21 protein-coding genes are annotated in these 19,903 nt (G+C 39.1%); 14 read left to right on the forward strand and 7 right to left on the reverse strand.

The annotated features are described in order from the left end of the window. Nucleotides 1-21: 21 nt before the first annotated feature. Nucleotides 22-780: a pentapeptide repeat-containing protein gene (locus CALSC_RS15355; protein ID WP_088242196.1), complete on the reverse strand. Its 759-nt coding sequence runs from the start codon at nucleotides 778-780 to the stop codon at nucleotides 22-24. A gap of 303 nt (nucleotides 781-1,083) precedes the next feature. Here CALSC_RS15355 and CALSC_RS15360 point away from each other — a divergent pair, with 303 nt between their 5' ends. Then, nucleotides 1,084-1,773 carry a ComF family protein gene (locus CALSC_RS15360; protein WP_088242197.1) on the forward strand — a complete coding sequence of 230 codons (690 nt, stop codon included), beginning with the start codon at nucleotides 1,084-1,086 and terminating at the stop codon, nucleotides 1,771-1,773. 64 nt (nucleotides 1,774-1,837) lie between these two features. Next, nucleotides 1,838-2,299 carry a PPC domain-containing protein gene (locus CALSC_RS15365; protein WP_088242198.1) on the forward strand — a complete coding sequence of 154 codons (462 nt, stop codon included), beginning with the start codon at nucleotides 1,838-1,840 and terminating at the stop codon, nucleotides 2,297-2,299. 288 nt (nucleotides 2,300-2,587) lie between these two features. On the opposite strand, the gene CALSC_RS15370 is transcribed toward CALSC_RS15365, so the two are convergent. Next, nucleotides 2,588-3,520 (reverse strand): NAD-dependent epimerase/dehydratase family protein, encoded by a 933-nt coding sequence (locus CALSC_RS15370; protein ID WP_088242199.1) that lies wholly within the window; start codon nucleotides 3,518-3,520, stop codon nucleotides 2,588-2,590. A gap of 537 nt (nucleotides 3,521-4,057) precedes the next feature. On the opposite strand from CALSC_RS15370, the gene CALSC_RS15375 reads away from it, so the two are divergent. The 5 genes from CALSC_RS15375 (at nucleotide 4,058) to CALSC_RS15395 (ending at nucleotide 10,185) form a co-directional block, all read left to right on the forward strand. Then, nucleotides 4,058-5,221 carry a glycosyltransferase gene (locus CALSC_RS15375; protein ID WP_088242200.1) on the forward strand — a complete coding sequence of 388 codons (1,164 nt, stop codon included), beginning with the start codon at nucleotides 4,058-4,060 and terminating at the stop codon, nucleotides 5,219-5,221. Between the two features lie 85 nt (nucleotides 5,222-5,306). Further along, entirely contained in the window at nucleotides 5,307-6,074 is a 768-nt protein-coding gene (locus CALSC_RS15380; protein ID WP_088242201.1) for a sugar transferase, read from the forward strand. A 1,155-nt stretch (nucleotides 6,075-7,229) separates the two neighbouring features. Continuing rightward, nucleotides 7,230-8,309 (forward strand): GDP-mannose 4,6-dehydratase, encoded by a 1,080-nt coding sequence (gene gmd, locus CALSC_RS15385; RefSeq protein WP_088242202.1) that lies wholly within the window; start codon nucleotides 7,230-7,232, stop codon nucleotides 8,307-8,309. A gap of 114 nt (nucleotides 8,310-8,423) precedes the next feature. After that, nucleotides 8,424-9,368, forward strand: coding sequence for a GDP-L-fucose synthase family protein (locus tag CALSC_RS15390; protein ID WP_088242203.1), 945 nt, complete (start codon nucleotides 8,424-8,426; stop codon nucleotides 9,366-9,368). Between the two features lie 241 nt (nucleotides 9,369-9,609). Next, nucleotides 9,610-10,185 carry a 5-formyltetrahydrofolate cyclo-ligase gene (locus CALSC_RS15395; RefSeq protein ID WP_200817646.1) on the forward strand — a complete coding sequence of 192 codons (576 nt, stop codon included), beginning with the start codon at nucleotides 9,610-9,612 and terminating at the stop codon, nucleotides 10,183-10,185. 1 nt (nucleotide 10,186) lies between these two features. Here CALSC_RS15395 and CALSC_RS15400 read toward each other — a convergent pair whose 3' ends face one another. Both CALSC_RS15400 and CALSC_RS15405 read right to left on the reverse strand, forming a co-directional pair. Next, on the reverse strand, nucleotides 10,187-11,050 hold the full coding sequence (locus CALSC_RS15400) for a metal ABC transporter permease (RefSeq protein WP_088242204.1): 864 nt from the start codon (nucleotides 11,048-11,050) through the stop codon (nucleotides 10,187-10,189). A 238-nt stretch (nucleotides 11,051-11,288) separates the two neighbouring features. After that, a complete protein-coding gene (locus CALSC_RS15405; RefSeq protein ID WP_088242205.1) occupies nucleotides 11,289-12,110 on the reverse strand; it encodes a metal ABC transporter ATP-binding protein in 822 nt (273 codons plus the stop codon). Nucleotides 12,111-12,187: 77 nt separating this feature from the next. On the opposite strand from CALSC_RS15405, the gene CALSC_RS15410 reads away from it, so the two are divergent. Together CALSC_RS15410 and CALSC_RS15415 are read left to right on the forward strand one after the other, a co-directional pair. Next, a complete protein-coding gene (locus CALSC_RS15410; protein WP_088242206.1) occupies nucleotides 12,188-13,168 on the forward strand; it encodes a metal ABC transporter substrate-binding protein in 981 nt (326 codons plus the stop codon). A gap of 195 nt (nucleotides 13,169-13,363) precedes the next feature. Continuing rightward, nucleotides 13,364-13,816, forward strand: a complete 453-nt coding sequence (locus CALSC_RS15415) for a PH domain-containing protein (RefSeq protein WP_088242207.1) — start codon at nucleotides 13,364-13,366, stop codon at nucleotides 13,814-13,816. A gap of 243 nt (nucleotides 13,817-14,059) precedes the next feature. On the opposite strand, the gene CALSC_RS15420 is transcribed toward CALSC_RS15415, so the two are convergent. Continuing rightward, nucleotides 14,060-14,737, reverse strand: coding sequence for a sugar transferase (locus CALSC_RS15420; protein WP_088242208.1), 678 nt, complete (start codon nucleotides 14,735-14,737; stop codon nucleotides 14,060-14,062). 536 nt (nucleotides 14,738-15,273) lie between these two features. On the opposite strand from CALSC_RS15420, the gene CALSC_RS15425 reads away from it, so the two are divergent. Continuing rightward, entirely contained in the window at nucleotides 15,274-15,570 is a 297-nt protein-coding gene (locus CALSC_RS15425) for a hypothetical protein (RefSeq protein ID WP_088242209.1), read from the forward strand. Nucleotides 15,571-15,604: 34 nt separating this feature from the next. On the opposite strand, the gene surE is transcribed toward CALSC_RS15425, so the two are convergent. Next, nucleotides 15,605-16,318, reverse strand: a complete 714-nt coding sequence (gene surE / locus CALSC_RS15430; RefSeq protein WP_088242210.1) for a 5'/3'-nucleotidase SurE — start codon at nucleotides 16,316-16,318, stop codon at nucleotides 15,605-15,607. A gap of 32 nt (nucleotides 16,319-16,350) precedes the next feature. On the opposite strand from surE, the gene CALSC_RS15435 reads away from it, so the two are divergent. The 4 genes from CALSC_RS15435 (at nucleotide 16,351) to CALSC_RS15450 (ending at nucleotide 18,870) form a co-directional block, all read left to right on the forward strand. After that, nucleotides 16,351-16,743 (forward strand): hypothetical protein, encoded by a 393-nt coding sequence (locus CALSC_RS15435; protein WP_088242211.1) that lies wholly within the window; start codon nucleotides 16,351-16,353, stop codon nucleotides 16,741-16,743. A 131-nt stretch (nucleotides 16,744-16,874) separates the two neighbouring features. After that, a complete protein-coding gene (locus CALSC_RS15440) occupies nucleotides 16,875-17,516 on the forward strand; it encodes an IS607 family transposase (protein WP_088242212.1) in 642 nt (213 codons plus the stop codon). Between the two features lie 597 nt (nucleotides 17,517-18,113). After that, complete coding sequence (locus CALSC_RS15445) at nucleotides 18,114-18,287, forward strand: chlorophyll a/b-binding protein (RefSeq protein WP_088242213.1); 174 nt, start codon at nucleotides 18,114-18,116, stop codon at nucleotides 18,285-18,287. 274 nt (nucleotides 18,288-18,561) lie between these two features. After that, nucleotides 18,562-18,870 carry a hypothetical protein gene (locus CALSC_RS15450; RefSeq protein ID WP_088242215.1) on the forward strand — a complete coding sequence of 103 codons (309 nt, stop codon included), beginning with the start codon at nucleotides 18,562-18,564 and terminating at the stop codon, nucleotides 18,868-18,870. Nucleotides 18,871-19,039: 169 nt separating this feature from the next. Here the strand turns inward: CALSC_RS15450 and CALSC_RS26530 are convergent. Beyond that, on the reverse strand, nucleotides 19,040-19,903 hold an 864-nt coding region (locus tag CALSC_RS26530; protein ID WP_200817647.1), incomplete at its 5' end, for a DUF6519 domain-containing protein.

The raw sequence follows: 19,903 nt of genomic DNA on the forward strand, positions 1-19,903 counted from the left end.
TCATTTTTTACACCTACCTACTTAGAGTGTTGTTATAGATATTGTAGTAATAATAAGTTCTGCAACTGCAATACTAAATGATGTTCCCAGACGTTCAAAAAATACAATGAATGATACCGATAGCCCTAATTGTTCCCATGCATTTCTCACAAAATTGAGTATAGATGGAAGCCAATAATTACCGAATATTAATACTGTTAATATTATGAAGCTATTTGCTAACATCCTCCATCCGATGATGAGAAAAGATACAGCTGTAACTATACTCATGAAAATAACAAGATTAGGAAAATTAATTACAAATGTAGCTGTACTAATTAATCCAATTAATATTAAAAATGCTGGTATTATTCCTTGGCGTAAAATCAACCCAATAAATGTTGGAACTGCAATTATACTTATGATACTATAGGTAAATTTTGCAGCCGGTGGAAGACTTGGTGTGCCCCATAAAAAAGTAAATAAAGTTAGTGCCAAAAATGTAACTATGATTGAAACAATTAGCAACAGCAATGACATAAATAGCGCCCAATATTTTGGCAAGCCAGCCGTAACTCCCTTAAATTCTGCATTTTTAAGGTTTACATTCTTAAAATTAGCACCTTGAATATCTGCACCATTGAACTTTGCCCCTGACAAATCTAGCTGAGTTGAACCTTTTTTTATAATACTTTTGTGAGAAAAATTTTCTCCTATAAGAATTGTGTTAGAAAAATCTCTTTCACCTTTTCTATATTGCTCTACAACCTGCTTAGCTGTTAACTTCTTTTTTTCTGCCATAACTCAGTATCTGTAATATGATTGAGCCTAAAATACTACGGATAAAAAGAAAAAAGGATAGTACTTTACTGTAAGTTATACACACTATTTACTGATCCTATTTCTAAATAGTTTTGAAACTATCTTATATAGAACTTTGCAGCAATTAAATATTTTGTAATTTATAACACACCAAATAATCGACCACCAGAATTAAGCCGCATTAAACCGTAAATATACATATTTTTTAATACTTTACTTATGGGAATAATAAAAAATCACCAAAAGATGATTTACCTTGCAAAAATCCAGAATTAAATAACAATGCCAAACTGGACTCAACCGTTCAAAAATTTACTCAATATTTTTCTCCAATCAAATTGTCCCTTTTGTCAACGCCCTACAACTAGGGAAATTTGCTTAGATTGTGGTAGACAATTACAACAATGCCATCTTAAGAACCCTAAAGCTTTATGGAAACAACCATTACCAGTATTTGCTTGGGGAAAGTATGATGGTATGCTCAAACAAGCGATCGCTGCCATGAAATACGATAACCATCCCGAAATTGCGCGAGTTTTGGGTCAGTATTTAGGACAAGCATGGTTATCTCACCCACCAGAAGATAATTCTCAACCCATAGTAGTTCCCATTCCCCTACATAAAACTAAATTAAAGGAACGAGGATATAACCAAGCAGCATTGATTGCAGAGAACTTTTGCCTGGTAACTGGGTTACAATTGAAACCTCAGGGCTTACAACGGAATCGGCAAACTACAGCACAATTTAGTTTATCTGCTCAAGAAAGGCAACAAAATTTAACAGATGCATTTTCCTTGGGTTCGGGCTTCCGTCGTCTACCAAAGTCCCCTATCTTATTAGTGGATGATATTTATACTACTGGTGCAACAGCAAAATCTGCGATCGCCACCTTAGAAAAAAGTGGCATTCAAGTATGTGGATTAGCTGCCGTAGCCAGGACTGCACAAGGTCGAGGACCACGGATTTATTAGGCATTACTTGCTCACTAACACTATAATTAACCAGATTAGGCTATTTTGCGGGAAGGCTCTTGGAATGTTCAGAAAGGCTTTTGTCATTGGATTAAGATTACTCACTACCATTCCTGTATCGTTATTGACAATTGGAGTCAGTACAACAGCCACATTGGCTCAAGTGAATAAGTTATATAATCCCATTCCCATTCCTCCCAGTCACCAAATTGCAGATTCTCTGTCTGAAAAAGATATTCCCACAGGTCAAGGTGGATTTGCCCGTGATTATTTGCTGAAGCTGAATAAAGGGGATAATCTAGCGATCGATTTATCTTCTGAGAACTTTGACAGTATTATTACCTTGCTTGGACCCAATGGGGCGACAATTGCAGAAAATGATGATGGTCCTGATGGTACTAGTAACTCCCTATTGTTTACGCGAATCAACGAAAACGGCACTTACATTGTTCGTGTTCGTTCTTTTGGTGAAACCGGAATTGGCAAGTTCAAACTAAAAGTGACGAAATTGAAACCAGTTAAATAAGGAGTGAGAGGGAAAGAGAGGAAGAGGGAAAGAGGGAAAGAGGGAAAGAGGGAAGGAGGGAAGGAGGGAAGGAGGGAAGGAGTGAAAGAAGTGTGGGAAGTGTGGGAAGTGTGGGGAGATGAAATAAATAACTATCAACCATCAACTACCGACTCCTAACTAGCAACCATCACTCCATCACTCCATCACTCCATCACTCTCCCACTCCCTCACTCTCCACACTCCCATAGGATTGATGATTGCTCCCGATTACTGAATTGATCCTCTAGCTCCTAACTAGGGGAATATTTAACTGTTAAGAATCTCTTCATCCACAGAAAAGTCAATATCAGCCCGCTCCCTTCCAGAAGCAAGATAATCATTTTGGAAAGAATCTTTTAGTCCAGTAATTAAATCATAATCAGGTTGCCAGCTCAAGTCCTTCATCGCTTTATTCACTGAAGCAAAGAAATGTTGCATTCGTAAGGGGAAGGCTTTGCGCTTGCCAAAATCAAACTTTTTGGGGTCATAGTGTACTATTTTAACTTCATCCGGGGATTTGCCTACAGCTGCGGCACAGGCACGGGCTAAACCATCAAAAGTCACAAAGCGATCGCCGGAAATATTATAAACTTCCCCTACAGTCCTAGGATTACCCACAACTTGAGACATGGCTTTGGCTAAATCTTTTACATGCCCTAGCTGAGTAACATGTAATCCATTACCAGGAATGGGTATAGGACGATGACGAACAATCCGGTCAAAAAACCAAGCTTCTAAATCATTGTAGTTCCCTGGGCCATAAATATAAGTGGGGCGGATAGATGTAAAGGGTAATCCCTCTTGCATTAGATAAGTTTCAGCTTCATGTTTGCCCAGATGACGACTCTTAGGATCAATTGTATCTCCCTCCACATGGGGCATTTGATCTGATTTTAGGTATACCCCCGCAGAACTCATGTAAATAAACTGTTGTACATGATTTTGAAAAATATCTGCTAAGGGTTGGGTATCAGTAAGTTTACGCCCATTATTATCAAAAATAATATCAAATGTTTCCGAAGATAATTTTTCCTGGAGTTGACCTGCATCCGTGCGATCGCCAATAATTGTTCTGATGGTAGGTACTGGTGCTGGTAGATTTCCCCGATTGAATAAAACTACCTCATGTCCTTGTTCTACAAGCATTTGCGTCAGATAGACACCAATGAAGCGAGTACCACCCATAATTAAAATCCGCATACATCCCCCATCCCAATAATGAATAACCTTCGACTGTCAAAAATGTAAATGAAAAGTATGGTGGATTCTCCAGGATACTTCTTTTATTTCGGGAGTATTCTCTGGTAACAGCCACTGATGACTCATTACTAGAACAGTCTAACTTCGAGGTTATCAGTTGGAGGATCTTAATGGAACCCATTTACAAGGAATAAAGTCTGTTGAGTATAACAAATCAAAAATCAGAAATCCCCAATGATTTCACCTATGTTGCCGTTTGTTTAAACTTTTAAAGAAAATTTACTAGTAAATTATTTAGTTGTGAGAATAAATTTATAAAGGTTATCTAGATACCATCTTTCCCGTATAAAATACCATAAGCCCCTATGATGCCTATGAAAGTTCTAATTATCGACATGATTCTTCCATTCATTGTCCTGTTGGAGACCCTGAGATAGAAATACTGCTATATATTTTCCTGATAACCTATTTGAATATATAGATATTATGTATTTACTGTGAAGCTTTGTAATTGTTCTCTAGGGATTAAAGTTAACTGTGCCTTTAAAATATGCTTTGATGCATGAGTGGCTAACACCAAAAGCCACAGGTGGTTCGGAACTTGTTGTCAGGGAAATACTGAATCAAGTTGATGCGGAACTGTATGCCTTGATAGATTTTGAATCTAGTAATCCAGAAAGTTATTTATACAAACGTCAGATAGGTACAACTTTTCTGCAATCGTTCCCTAATGCTCGGAGCGGCGTACAAAAATACTTACCTTTTTTACCCCTAGCTGTTGAACAATTAGATTTACGAGAGTATGACATTATTCTCTCTTCTTCCCATGCCGTTGCTAAAGGAGTATTAACCACACCAGAGCAATTACATATTTGCTACTGCCATAGTCCTATGCGGTATGCTTGGGATTTAACTTTTGATTACTTACACTCAAGCAAACTGGGTAATGGAGTTATGGGGTGGGCTACAAGGTATTTACTACACCGCTTGCGCCAATGGGATGTAATCAGTGCTAATCGTGTAGATTATTTCATTGCCAATTCACAACATACAGCCCGCCGGATTTGGCGATGTTATCGTCGAGACTCAACAGTTATTTATCCACCCATTAATACAGAAATTTTACCGTTTTCTGCCGAAAAAGAAGATTTTTATCTGACTGTTTCCCGGTTAGTGAGTTACAAGCAAGTATCTTTAATTGTTCAAGCTTTTAACCAGATTCAAAAACCTTTAGTAATTATTGGTACAGGTCCAGAAATGACAAAAATTCAACAGATTGCCAAATCTAATATACAGCTGCTAGGTTGGCAACCAGATCATGTAGTCCAAAAATATATGAATTCTGCTAAAGGATTTGTATATGCAGCTTGTGAGGATTTTGGTATGGCATTAGTAGAAGCTCAAGCCTGTGGTACACCTGTAATTGCCTATGGTGCTGGTGGTGCTCTGGAAACAGTGCGAGATGTGCGCTCAGCCAAAGCAAATACGGCTACTGGTATATTTTTCCATCAACAGACAGCAACAGCTTTAATTGAGGCGATAGAATCTTTTGAAGCTTGTCAAGGAAAGTTTGACCCTGAATCTGCCCGATTGCAAGCTGCTCAGTTTGATACCAAAGTTTTTGCCCAACGCTACCAGGAGTTTTTACACAATCACAGCCAAAAAAAACACTCCGTAAGCAAAAATAGCGACTTCTTTTAAAAGGTTTTAGAAATTTTCAACCAGAAGCACCTGCTTTTGGCTTTAAGATTGGGATTATGTGTGGTGTGGATTTTTAAGGAGTATGATGACAGCCCAGAGCTCAAGCTCACTCCTCTCCGGTAAGCGATCGACTTCTTCTAGTCGAAACTACGCGCCTTCGCGTACTTTATTCAAAAGAGGTCAACCGAAAAAAAGACCCAGAGTTAAATTTTCAGGTTGGTCTTTGCAGAGCTTACACGGGGAGTTTGCCAAGCGATTGTTCGATATTGTGTTTTCCCTATTAGTGTTAATTCTGTTTTCTCCAATTTATTTAATTTTGGCTCTACTGATTGCTTGCAGTTCTAAAGGTCCAATTTTTTATATCCAAGAAAGAGTCGGGAAAAATTATAAACCATTTAATTGTATTAAATTTCGTACGATGGTCAGCAATGCCGACGAAGTTCTGGTGCAAATTATGGAAACATCTCCTCATTTAAAACAAGAGTTTGAGCATAGTTTTAAACTCAAAAATGATCCGAGAATCACTAAAGTGGGAAGATTTTTGCGAATCACTAGCCTTGATGAATTTCCTCAATTCTGGAATGTATTGAAAGGAGATATGACTGTTGTTGGACCAAGACCTTTAGTGGCAGAAGAGCTACCAAAGTATGGTTGTCATATCAACCAAATTCTAACTACTAGACCTGGAATCACTGGATTATGGCAAGTATCAGGGCGTAATGACATTCCATACCCCCGTCGAGTACAGATAGATTTGCACTATGTTAAATTTAGAACTTTCTGGCTAGATTTGTGGATTGTTTTAAAAACCATTGGTGTGGTTATAATTCCTAAGGAAAATGGAGCTTATTGAAGCCCGAAAGCCAATAGTCATGAGCAAATTGACTATTGGCTACATGTATTTATGCCAACTTGCTTGCATACTGACAAATACTGCAAATAAATTAATTAAAAAATCCAGCTACTGCTTAACCTTAGCTTTAAATAAGTCAGTATATATGAAAAATTTTCATGTTTTTATTTGCAAAAAGATACTAAATATATAAGAATATTTACATATTTATACTCAGGGTCAACTATCAAAACGGGAATATCCCATATTTTTAAATTTGTAGTGCGGAAAGAAGGGCTTTGCGTCGTTCTCACAGATGTAGGCTTTTTACAATTGGGTGTTGGTAAGACTTGGATAAAAACCCCCCTATAATCCCCCAAGGGGGACAGGAAAAGTAGACAAGGCTTCAGCCGTGAACTCAGCATTCGACTGAGCACTCACGCCTAAGTCCGAACGGCAGGAAAACCGAACCTAAAAAGTACGGTGCCCAACAATACAAACTGGTAAAAAAGCCTATTTGACCGTTGAACAATCTTCCTTGGCTACCTGTCTTCTAATCTCCCAAGTCTAGCCTCAACCGAAATGTTAAAAACCTACCCTTGTGAGGTCGTGGGGGTTCCCCTTTTTATCGCGACTAACTCTTTGAGAGATGCTCCGCGATAAGCGTTAGCGCAGCCATGCCCGAAGAGCGATAGCTATGCCGTAGGCTTTACGGGGTATCTTGCTCGTTTCTTATACCAAAGGAGCTGTCCGGCTCCCACTACCGCATATTTTTGAAAAATTGGGATGCTTCCATAAAAAATAACTTGATAAGTAAGTCGGCACAATAAAACCAAACTATGTGAAGAATAGTAAATAAGCCTAAAACCCTTGTTCCCCCTGCTCCCTGCTCCCTGCCCCCGGCCTTATCCAAACGATAATTTTTTACGCCAACCTACTTAGAGCAAAATTAGAGTATGGAAAAAGACAGTTTTATTCTTTTTGGGCAGTAAAAATTACTGAATTCGATTGTTGTGACTGCTAGTCTCAAAGCTTTTTACAAGTATATTTGCTGGCAATTTTGTATGTAGGTTAACTTGTATAGAATGATTCTCCAAGGAGGATTAACTACTATGCTGCTAGGGTATATCAGGACTAAGTGTATCTTTTAAATTATTTTGCAAGGGATTGTTAAGTATGAAGCAACAAAAACGAGCTTTGATTACTGGTATTACAGGTCAAGATGGTTCTTACCTGAGTGAATTTTTGCTAGAGCAAGGTTATGAAGTTCATGGAATTATACGTCGGACTTCTACCTTCAATACAGATCGTATCGATCATATGTATGAAGATCCTCACCAAGAAGGAGTCAGGTTATTACTTCACTACGGCGACTTGACAGATGGAACTACCTTACGCCGCCTTTTAGAAGAGGTTCAGCCCACAGAAATTTATAACTTAGGCGCTCAATCCCACGTCAGGGTAAGTTTTGATGCTCCAGAATACACAGTAGATGCAGTGGGCATGGGAACCTTGCGTTTATTGGAAGCAATTCGTGACTACCAGCAGCGTACAGGGATTCAGGTGCGGTTTTACCAAGCTGGTTCATCAGAAATGTATGGCTTAGTGCAAGCAGTACCCCAAAGCGAGACTACCCCTTTTTATCCTCGCAGTCCCTATGCCTGTGCTAAGGTATATGCTCACTGGCAAACGGTAAATTATCGGGAATCTTACGACCTTTTTGCCTGTAATGGCATACTCTTCAACCATGAATCACCTAGACGGGGTGAAACATTTGTAACTCGTAAAATTACCAGAGCAGTTGCCCGTATTATAGCTGGCAAACAAAATAAAATTTACATGGGTAATTTGGATGCCAAGCGAGACTGGGGTTACGCCAAGGATTATGTGAGGGCAATGTGGCTGATGTTACAACAAGAGCAGCCTGATGATTATGTAATCTCTACTGGTGAAACCCATTCTGTGAAGGAATTTATAGAGCTGGCATTTAGTTGTGTAAATCTGAATTGGGAAGATTATGTAGAGTTTGATGCTCGCTATCTCCGTCCTGCGGAAGTAGATTTATTAATTGGTGATTCAACTAAGGCACAACAAAATTTGGGTTGGACACCTTCAATCACATTTGAGCAACTGGTAACTTTGATGGTGGAAGCGGATCTCCAAGCTTTAGGTTTAACTTCTCCCAATGGAAAGATAACAAAAAATATCCAGGACAATGCCATGATTCGGCAAGATTTGGGAGTACTACATTTCTAAACCTGGTTTACCTTGAGAACCATAGTTTTAGCATGAATTTCGAATTGCTTCCTTATGTCGCAATGATACATCTGAATAATGAGAAACTCCATGTTTCAACTGAGGAGGAAAACAATGGAAGGTTTAGAATTGAAGGATAAGAGGATTGTTGTTACTGGTGGCGCTGGTTTCTTAGGAAAGCAGGTAATTGAACAACTTTGTCAAGCGGGAGCCACTAGGGAAAAAATTACAGTCCCTCGTTCCCGCGATTGTGATTTAAGGATCTGGGAAAGTTGCCAACGGGCTGTGGATCAGCAAGATATTATAATTCACCTGGCTGCACATGTTGGGGGTATTGGCCTAAACCGAGAAAAACCTGCTGAGTTGTATTATGACAACTTGATGATGGGGACTCAGCTAATTCATGCGGCTTATGAAGGTGGAGTAGAAAAGTTTGTTTGTGTAGGTACTATTTGTGCTTATCCCAAATTTACCCCAGTCCCTTTTAAGGAAGAGCATTTGTGGGATGGTTATCCCGAGGAAACCAATGCTCCCTACGGAGTTGCGAAGAAGGCTTTGTTAGTGCAATTGCAAGCCTACCGTCAGCAGTATGGTTTTAATGGGATTTATCTATTACCCGTAAATTTATATGGGCCAGAAGATAATTTTGACACTAGAAGTTCCCATGTAATTCCAGCCTTGATTCGTAAGGTGCATGAGGCGCAGATTAAGGGTGAGAAGCAAATTCCCGTTTGGGGTGATGGTAGTCCTACTCGTGAGTTTCTTTATTCTGAGGACGGAGCTAGGGGAATTGTGATGGGTACTCAATTTCACAATGATTCCGAACCCATCAATTTAGGTACTGGTTACGAAATTTCCATTCGTGATTTGATTAACTTGATTTGCGAGTTGATGGAGTATGAAGGGGAAATTATCTGGCAAACAGATAAACCCAATGGACAGCCCCGTCGTTGTTTGGATACTGAAAGGGCGAAAGAAGCTTTTGGTTTCACTGCTCAGGTGGATTTCCGTGAAGGGTTGAAAAATACGATCGCCTGGTATCGTCAACACGCTACCTGATGGGGAGTGATGGAGTGAGGGAGTGATGGAGTGAGGGAGTGAGGGAGTGATGGTTGCTAGTTGATAGTTAGGGGTTGGTAGTTGATGCTTGATAGTTAGTTATTTCATCTCCCCACACTTCCCACACTTCTTTCACTCCTTCCCTCTTCCTCTCTTTCCCTCCTTCCCTCTTCCTCTCTTCCCCTCTCCCTAATACTTGTCCTCAGGCTGTAAATTTGCATCATGAAAAAATAGAATAGTAATGTATGTTATCTCTGTCGCTCTTGTGGATAAAGTTGAACTACGCCAAAATTTACTCCAGCAGCGTAAATCTATGCCAGTATCAGAATGGCAACAAAAGAGCGATCGCATTACTGAACATTTACTGTCTTCATCCCTATTTACCCAGGCAAAAACCATACTGGCTTATTTCAGTTTTCGTCAAGAGCCAGATTTAAGTCCTTTGTTTGCCGATACTAGTTATAGTTGGGGTTTTCCTCGTTGTGTGGGAAAATCTCTGCATTGGCATCAAGTTACACAATATGATTCTGTCACAACTGGTGCTTATGGCATCACAGAACCCCACGCTGAGAATCCTAAGGTTAATCCAGAGGAAGTGGATTTAATTCTCGTTCCTACGGTTGCTTGTGACTATCAAGGATATAGGCTGGGTTATGGTGGTGGATATTATGATCGCTTGTTGAGTTCTCCCATTTGGCAAGATAAACCCACCATTGGGATTGTGTTTGATTTTGCTTATGTACCCCAGTTACCTATTGAGCCTTGGGATATGCAGTTAACTAATATTTGTACGGAGATGGGAATACGGATTATTTGATTTATTGCTTCTGTTTCTGTAACACCCCATGACTGGGACTAAACAATAACGCCAACAAAAAGAACCCTGATACAACTAAAACAATAGCTGGGCCAGAGGGGATGTTAAAAGCATCACTAATAAACATTCCACTAATACTAGAAATAACTCCAATTATTGCTCCCAAAAACATAACTTGATTCAGTCGCTTCACTAATAGATAAGCTGTTGCGCCGGGGGTAATTAACAGGGATAAAACCAAGATAACACCCACACTTTTCATACTAGTGACAATGGTGAGGGAAATTAACAGCATCAGACCAAAATTTAGCTTATTTATCGGCAATCCTGCTGCTTGCGCGCCTAATGGGTCAAAGGTATAAAAAAGCAATTCTTTATATAGTAAAAACACTACTAATAGGACTATGGCAGTAATAATCGCAGTATCCCGCAACTCGCTGGTAGTAACGCTGAGAATATTACCAAATAGGAAGTGATTGAGGTCGATTTTATTATCCTTCTGAATTAACGTAATTAAGGTAATCCCTAAAGCAAAAAACGCCGAAAATACTATCCCCATCGCCGCATCTTCCTTAATTGGCGATCGCGTCCGTACCCAAGTAATACAAATAGTACTCAGTACCCCAGCAATAAAAGCTCCCACAAAAATATTTATTCCCAGCATAAATGCGATCGCTAATCCGGGCAAAACTGAGTGACTAATGGCATCTCCCAACAAAGCCAATCGCTGCACCATCAAGTAGCTACCGACAACCGCGCACAATAAGCCTACCAGAATTGCCACAATTAGCGATCGCTGCATAAATTCGTACTGTAATGCTTCAATTACATGAGGCAAAAACAGAAATAATTCGTTATTTATCATTTGTTATGTATTTATAAATCCTCTTTCCTTCTTTCCCTCTTTCCCTCACTCCCTCATATCATGTCCGCCTGATTACTTATGATATTGCCATCCATGCAAAAATCACCCAAACTCTTTCTCCCCCTGCTCCCTGCTCCCTGCCCCCTTGCAGCCCTAATGATAAGTATTTAACCGGACATGATATCACTCCTTCACTCCCTCACTTCTTCCCTCTTCCACACCTCCCTTCATCTTCCCACTACGCTGCATCGGAAAAGAAAATAACCTTACCACCATAAGCATGATATAGATTATCTTCAGTCAATACATTGCTGCGAGAACCTGCTGCAACTAACTCACAATTCAATAAAATCAAATCATCAAAGTGGGTAATAGATTCACCCAAATCATGGTTAACCACTAAAACAATTTTCCCGGCTGCGGCTAGCTCCTGAAACACCTGAAAAATCACCCCTTGAGTTTTTTGATCAATACCCACAAATGGCTCGTCAAAACAGAAAATCTCTGCTTCCTGGGCTAACGCACGGGCTAGAAATACTCGCTGCTGCTGTCCTCCAGAAAGTTGCCCGATGGGACGATGGCGATAATCGATCATCCCCACCCTTACCAAAGCATTCTTAACTACACGGCGACTGACAGTAGAAAAGTTACGCAACCATCCTGTTTTCTTCACCCTTCCCATCATTACCACATCCCACACCGTAGCCGGATATGTCCAATCTATTTGACTACGTTGTGGTACATAGGCTACCTTCTCCAGTTGCTTCCTCAATAGCTCCCCTTGATAAAGCACCACACCATTACTAGGAACTAACCCCAACATAGCTTTTAACATGGTACTTTTACCAGCACCATTAGGACCAAAAATACCTGTTAATTTCCCAGGTTTAACCATACAGTTAATATCACTTAGGGCTTCTTGAGTGCGGTAATACACTCCCAGGTGACTAATTTGAATCCAATCATATTCTTTTTGGGCGCTTAGAATTCTCTCGACCCTTAAATTCCCATGTTCAGGTAGCCTAGCTGTATTGGCAATCAATTTTTCTAAGGGAGACATAAATAAAAAATGAAAAGATTATGAGAATAATATACTCTAAAAAATGAAAGAAAAATGAAAATTAATATCACAAGTCTATGAGAGGAATCACTCAGTCAATGAATAAATACTGCTTGCGGGTAGTTATGGGGGTGTGTTTGACGATACACGTGGGGGGATGTAGTCAACCTAATTCCCAGAATCCCACATCAGCAGATGAGAAACCCAGGGTAGTGGCAACAAGTACTATCATTGCAGATTTGACTGAGAAAATTGGGCGGGATGAAATTCAGTTAACTAGTATCCTCAAGCCAGGTGCAGATCCTCATGTTTATGAACCCGTACCAGCAGATAGCAGAAGTTTGGAAAAAGCTAAGTTAATTTTATACAACGGTTATAATTTAGAACCAGGACTAATTAAATTAATGAATTCCACGGCTCAGGGGCGTAAAATAGCTGTGGGAGAGGCAGCAAAACCTTTGCAAATCGAGAAAAAGAAAGGACAAACCGTACCTGACCCTCATGTGTGGGGTGATGTAAAAAATGCGATCGTCATGACAAAAGTGATTAGAGATGCCTTGATTGAATTATCACCAGAAGATAAGCAAGTATTTACTCAGCAAGCACAACAATTAATCCAAGAATTACAACAGTTGGATAGCTGGATTACCAAACAGATTGCTACCATCCCTCCAGACAAGCGTAAACTAGTCACCACCCACGATGCTTTCCAATATTACGGGCGTGCCTATGGTATACCCATTGCAGGGACTTTAATTGGTATTAGTACTGAGGAACAACCAAGTGCCCAAACAGTGCGAAAATTAGTTGATGAGGTTAAAAAAATTGGCATTCCCGCTATTTTTGCTGAAACTACCATTAACTCTGGTTTAATCAAAACCGTTGCAGCTGAAGCTAGGGTGAAACTACCATCACGCCAGCTATATTCCGACTCCATTGGTTCTACTGGTAGTGAAGGTGATTCCTATGTGAAGATGATGTCAGCAAATACAAGGACAATTGTAGAGGCATTGGGAGGAAAGTATAGGCCGTTAAGGGACTTCCAAATCAAAAAATAATTAATTACTTGGGAGCATGCAATAGGGGGAGTGAAGCAAGTAGTTCAAGTCCAGAAATTGGGTAATTTATTTTTTGGTGTTCCCTTAAGGTAATTTATGAAAATAATTTTACCAATTACAAGGGCGCAAGCCTTGCGCCCTTACAATAGATCTGCTATGGGAAAAACATTGTATTGTAATGTGTAGTGAAATGCGATGACTGAAGTTTTCAAAATTGTTCCTGCACCGGCTAAAGCATTGTGGTTGCCAGGATTATTTTCTCTCATAATGGTCGCCGTAATTTGTCTGATGGGTTATGTGGCTTACTCATCCCGTCATATCCAATTTGAACTATCCAATGTAGAACTACGGATAAAAGGTGGTCTTTATGGGCGCAGTATCCCCATCACATCCCTATTAGTTCATCGTAGTCAAAAAATAGATATGAATACAGATTCTGCTTATCAACCGACTAGGAGAACTAACGGCACGGGTTTACCTGGATATCGTTCTGGGTGGTTCAAACTTCGCAATGGAGAAAAAGCATTACTATTTGTCACTGAGCCCCGTGATGTTGTTTATTTACCTACCAATGATGGTTACTCCTTGCTAATGAGTATGCAAGAGCCAGATCGATTTTTGCGATCGCTAAACTCACCTAGTATATAAGGTAGCGAATTTATTGCCCTTAATCCCTACTATTACGCCTGAGGATAACCCTCTTTTATCACTTTCTAAAAATCCAAAACCCTTATTTTTACCGACTTTTATGAATTTAGGCGTATGTTGGGGAGCCACTCCATTGCAGAGGGAATATATGCAAAGCAGTGGCTCACCAACCTACATTTATTTTTATTTTTCCAGAGTGACAGAAAAGGGATAATTTAGACTTCGGTCTTACCGTACTAGATTTTAATAAGCACCTTTTTTAGCGAAAATCACGTAGATGGTTTTCAAGACTAAAAATAAATCATACATCGGATGCCACTTTTTTTGATATAGCAAATCTAAATCGACCACTTGTTCAAAATCTGTAATTCGAGAACGACCATTAACTTGCCATTCACCAGTCAATCCTGGCTTTACATTTAACCGTTGCCAATGACGTTGATTATAGTAGGCGACTTCATCACCAGTCGGTGGGCGTGTGCCAACTAAACTCATGTCACCTAGCAACACATTCCAAAATTGTGGTAGCTCATCTAAGCTAGTTTTTCTTAAAAAGCGACCAACTTGAGTTACCCGAAAATCACTTTTGTTTTTAAACAAGAGTCCATTTACTTCGTTGCTGACTAGGGATTTTAATTCTTCAGCCTCGCTCACCATAGAACGGAATTTATATATACGGAATGGATTACCTTGAAATCCATAACGTTCTTGGGAAAATAAAATAGGACCAGGACTATCAATTTTAATCGCTATAGCTATAGGAATAAAGACAATCCCCAGGATCACTATACCGATTAAACTTCCCACAATATCTAAGCAACGTTTAAACTTAGAATTTACAGAGCGATGAGAGGGAAATGTGGTTCTGCCAGCTTCAGAACCAGCATCTACCAAAAGATTTGCTATTGATGTTTGGTACATTGCCAAATCTATATTGATATTTATATAGCTATTAATCAAAATGAGCAATTCTATACAGGATATAGCACCTGTGTTTATGACTATAAACTTGACTGGCCCTTCCAGGAACTTAATTTACTTTATATTCACTGAATCTTTACCAAGAACATTGGGATCAAGATTTTTTATAAACTTTCGTTAAAGTTTAATAAATCCTCCTTTTGGGGGATGTACAAAATCTTGATGAAGATGACGTTAAAATATTGCTGTGCTAGAATCTTTTGTCAACTGGGTGTCAAAACTCAAGGCTTACACTCACTATTAAATTACTGATGAAAATGAGGAGTACAACACGACTCAGACTAATTTTTCATGGGTACATATCAGCCCATGAATGTAACGGCAATCATCATTAATGCTTGGTTACAGTCAATTTTTCCTTAGTTATCAAGTCTATACTTACTGATTTTCAGTCTAATAAGTATTTTTATGTCCCTATTAATTGAAATATGGACAGCAATTGTAGTGCAATGTCTAACTAATTGAGGTACTAAAAAATGGTTTTAGCAGGAGCAGAAGTAAAAGTTAGCAGACTGGAGTCTATTGTAGAGCAGATTGGCGAGGCCGTGCTTGCGACTACGGAGACTATTGAACGTTTGGCTGACAGGGTGGATACTCTGAGTCTCCATGCTGATGAACAGAGCAAACAGTTACAGCAGCAAGGTTATCAGATTATAGCATTGTGTGATGCGGTGCAGACTCTAGCCGATACTCAGGATGAATCTCTGCAAAAGTTAACACATCTAACCAACACTTTAGACCGTTTGACTACTTTACTAGAATCTGATGATTGATTAGTGTTCAAGAGTGAAGCAGGGAAGGAGTACTTTAGAGTTGAAGCTTGGTAACTGCTATGTTTCCAGCAAAACAAACATCAACATCACTCCCAGGAGTACGATTACGTTTACTGTACTCCCCAGTATAATAAAATTCATCACCTTCGATTTGGTACTTTACAGGTAAGGGTTTAGTACAAGGTTGACAAAATACTACTTCAGGTTCACTATCCCCCGGTTGTAAATGGGGTAAATTAATATTCCAATAAGTTCCTATTTCTTGGGGACGATTAAATAAATCAGCTAAAATTTCTCCAGTCCATCGAGCTGCTAAATCCCAATTATAATCAAGCTTACCTTGACGATAGTGGGAAACTGCGATCGCGGGAATCCCATGTATGGCAGCTTCACGCACTGCGGCAACGGTTCCGGAAATATACGCATCTACACCCAAATTTCCTCCAGCATTAATACCCGCAATTACCCAGTTGACATCTTTGCAGATATGGGATGTGGCAATTCTCACACAATCAGCAGGAGTTCCTGCGATCGCATATTCCCATTGAGAACGTTGTTGAACTTGAATTGGACGATGTGTAGTAACTTGGTGTCCACAGCCAGATTGATGATATTGGGGAGCAGCTATAATTACTTTTTGCAGGTTTTCTAGTGGTTTCTCTGGGATAGAGCCACCGTTTACTGCTTGTTGAAGTGCCTGAATACCGGGTGCATCAATGCCATCATCATTAGTTAAAATTAAATTCATACAACTCTTTCCGGAACAATTTTAACTACCATATGTTGAATTCCTTATTAGAAGCAACAGGACTCTATTGGATGGGGATTTATTTAAGATTCCTTGCTGTTGTCTTTGCTTATGGTGCAATTGTCCATTTGACTAATATGGCAGGTTTAGGAGCAAAACCTTGGTTAGAAACTCCTTTAGGTTGGCGAATTGCTGATGTTATTTATTTTATCCTAGATATAGCAGCAGCAATTGGACTTTGGCAGCAAAAAATTTGGGGAATTAGCTTATTTTTGCTGGGATTCTTGTCCCAGTTTGTTATTTATACCATTTTTATTGATTATTTTACTTCTACCTTTGAAAAACAACAAACTATCTATGGTTTACTGGGAACTGAAGCCATTTTAATCCTCCTATTTTTTATTTTATTTTTTACTAAAAAATAATCAAATTGGTACATTTGAGGGATTGAAGCAGTTCGATAAAATCTACCCATAACTAGACATATCTGACGGATTGTTTATATATCTGACGGATTGTTTATATAATTGAGTGAAGTTTTAAGTAGTAACCGATCATGGGCAATCAAGAAGATATGAGGATTAGTATCGGTGATGCTGCCAATGAATTAGGCGTTTCCGTAAAGACTGTAAGACGTTGGGCTGATTCAGGGAAGATACGCTATGAAAGAAGTCCGAGCGGTCATAGAAGATTTTATACCTCTGATGTAAAGCGATTAGCACCACGCAAGTCAGATGAATTAGATACTAGAATCACAATTAACTATGCTCGCGTTAGCAGTCACGACCAAAAAGAAGATTTAGCCAAACAAATAAAAGTACTGGAGTCTTTTAGTGCATCCAAAGGATGGGAATTTGAAACAATCTCAGACTTAGGTTCAGGTCTTAACTACAAGAAGAAAGGACTCAAAGAGTTACTTCAACGCATCATGGAAGGTGATGTAGGGAGACTTGTTTTAACTCATAAAGATAGATTGCTTAGATTCGGTTCTGAGCTTGTGTTTGCTATGTGTGAAGAGTTTGAGGCTGAGGTAATTATAATCAACAAGTCTCATGAGGAACTTAACTTTGAGCAAGAACTTGTTACAGACATGATTGAGTTGATAACAGTGTTTTCAGCTAGACTGTACGGTTCTCGTAGCCATAAAAATAAGAAGCTGATCGATAATATGACCAAAGCTGTACAAGATTCTGCATAATATCTACCTATTGGTTGATACATGAGTAGATGTGGGGATATATTTAGATAGAAGTCTTCTGTTTTGAGTAGAAAATCAACAGTGGTAGTTATGAAAGCGATGTTCCCTTAGCATAGCCTTCACTGAAAGGGTAGGAACCTCTGTACAAACGCTCAACAGAATATCGGTGTTAATATCACCAGAATAAAGATGTTATTGAACCAGGTAAGTTATAAATATTACTGGAAATTTTATTGTGCCGATACGCCGCGATTAATTTGGCATCCACCATTGAAAAATAGTATAACTAGCCAAATTAGATAAAATATTTCCATTTTTGCCATCAATCCTAGGATCGATTCAGTTTTTTAGGGAACTCCAAGAAATAAATTACCTTAGCCTTGACCAAAACTTAATTATTTATAAAAAAAGTAAAGAATAATTACAAAATGTAAATTTTTCTTTGTATGATAGCTAAAGGTAGGGTAGTCAAACATTCTCAGCTTTATCTACCTAACCTCCTGTGGGAACAGCGAGCTATCTATCAAAAGAGCTTGACTTGTTTTGTACAGGGAATAATTTTGATCACATTTACATCGTCATAACAGGAGTTTTATAATGATCAGCCAACCAAAACCAAGTGTTACTCCCAAAATAGATGAGCCAAAATTGGGATTTAATCAATATTCTGAGCGTTTGAATGGTAGAGCGGCAATGATTGGTTTTGTTTTGTTGGTGGTAATTGAGTATGTCACCAAACAAGGATTGTTATCATGGTTGGGTTTAACTTAAGACACAATCAGCTTTATTCATACCATGATTGATTTTTAGGGGTGAGGAGATTGCTGATAACAATGGATAAAAATCATACTCCTCATCCCTTATTCCTAACTATATTCTCCGCAAATTAATACGGTTTACCGATCTTTAATTTAGTTTATATACAACTATCATCTCCAAATTAGAAAAATTATAATAATATAGGGCTTACATCATACACTCTGAATACGAGTGAGGTGTTCTCGGTAAATTCATGCAAAAAGTGAATAGGAAAAAACAAGCTGTGATGAATGCTGTCTTGCCTCGTTTTTTGAAGTTAAGTTATCGTAGAGAGCCAATTATTAGTGTACTCATAACTATGGGAATAGTAGATGCGCTGATTGGTGGGTTCGATGATAGTTGGTCATTATTTATTGTTGGTTTAGGTACAACAGGTATATCTCTAGCATGGCGATGGTGGCACGCTCAACAGCGTCAGCCTTTGCATGAAGAGCCTGTGACACAGCAACAATATTACTTACCTCCCCAACCCTCAAGCTCTACCTCTACATTACCCATGCTTAGTATCCCCAAGAAGAAACCTCCACGCTCATAAACACAGATTACATAGATTACACAGATTACATAGATTACACAGATTACGCTAAGTTTGTGTGATCAGGTTCAACAATGTCCACGCCCTAATTCTTTAGTGCGACAATTTTTTGTGCAAAAATATTGCATGATTAATGTGAATTAATTGCTGAAACCATTGTAATTGCCTCCTAAAAAGTAAATTCATGGCGACAATCTTGTAATTGTCGTTGCTCGTTATCAGAAATTACGGCTAGGGGTGCATAGTGATGTTTGACACCGTGGGGAGGTATGGCTAGAGCTTCGCCATTACCATCTTCATCCCATTCCACATCACCTGTAGCAGTTCGCGCTGGAATTAGCCAATAATCACCCGTGCGATAGGAATGTTCTTGTTCTGGTTCTTGATCAAATTTAATTTGCACGCCATCTTCTAGAGTAAACCAATCATTTTCTGCTTCAGAAATTGGTATAGCACCATTAGTTAGAGTCAATCCACTTCTTTCTTTATGATCCCAGCGTCGGAGGAGGGGATGGGAATCTTTATTGATAGTTTTGGATTCTGCATTTCCCGATGATTCTCCTCTGCTCAATGTCACCAAAAAATCCTCTGGTTCAATTTTGTCTACTTTCCATAGAGAATGTGCTAATTGATGCAAGGCGATATAGTCATCGACGATTTCTACCCAATCTCCCTCAACTAAACCCAAACGGCGATCGCGCCACCAATGTTTTAATTTTACGATGATAGTTGTACTTGTTATGTTAGTACCGCTATCTGCATCAATAGGAAAAGCAACCGAACCGTTTTCCCGCGACCATTTAAAAGTTGCGGTCTGTGCTTTACCACCATTGTGAATTTCCACACGATAAAGTTGATTTTCTGTACCTCGATAATGGGTATCAGGTTTAATAATACAAGCTTCTGTTTGTTCGGTGGTTTCTTTTGGTTTTGCTGCTAAAAGTCCACGATTTTTTGACTGCCATTCTTCTAATAAATTATCCCATTTTACATCATCACAGCTAGTAATATTATCATCATCTAAGTAGGTTGG

The organism is Calothrix rhizosoleniae SC01 (assembly GCF_900185595.1).
Classification (GTDB): Bacteria; Cyanobacteriota; Cyanobacteriia; order Cyanobacteriales; family Nostocaceae; genus Calothrix_A; species Calothrix_A rhizosoleniae.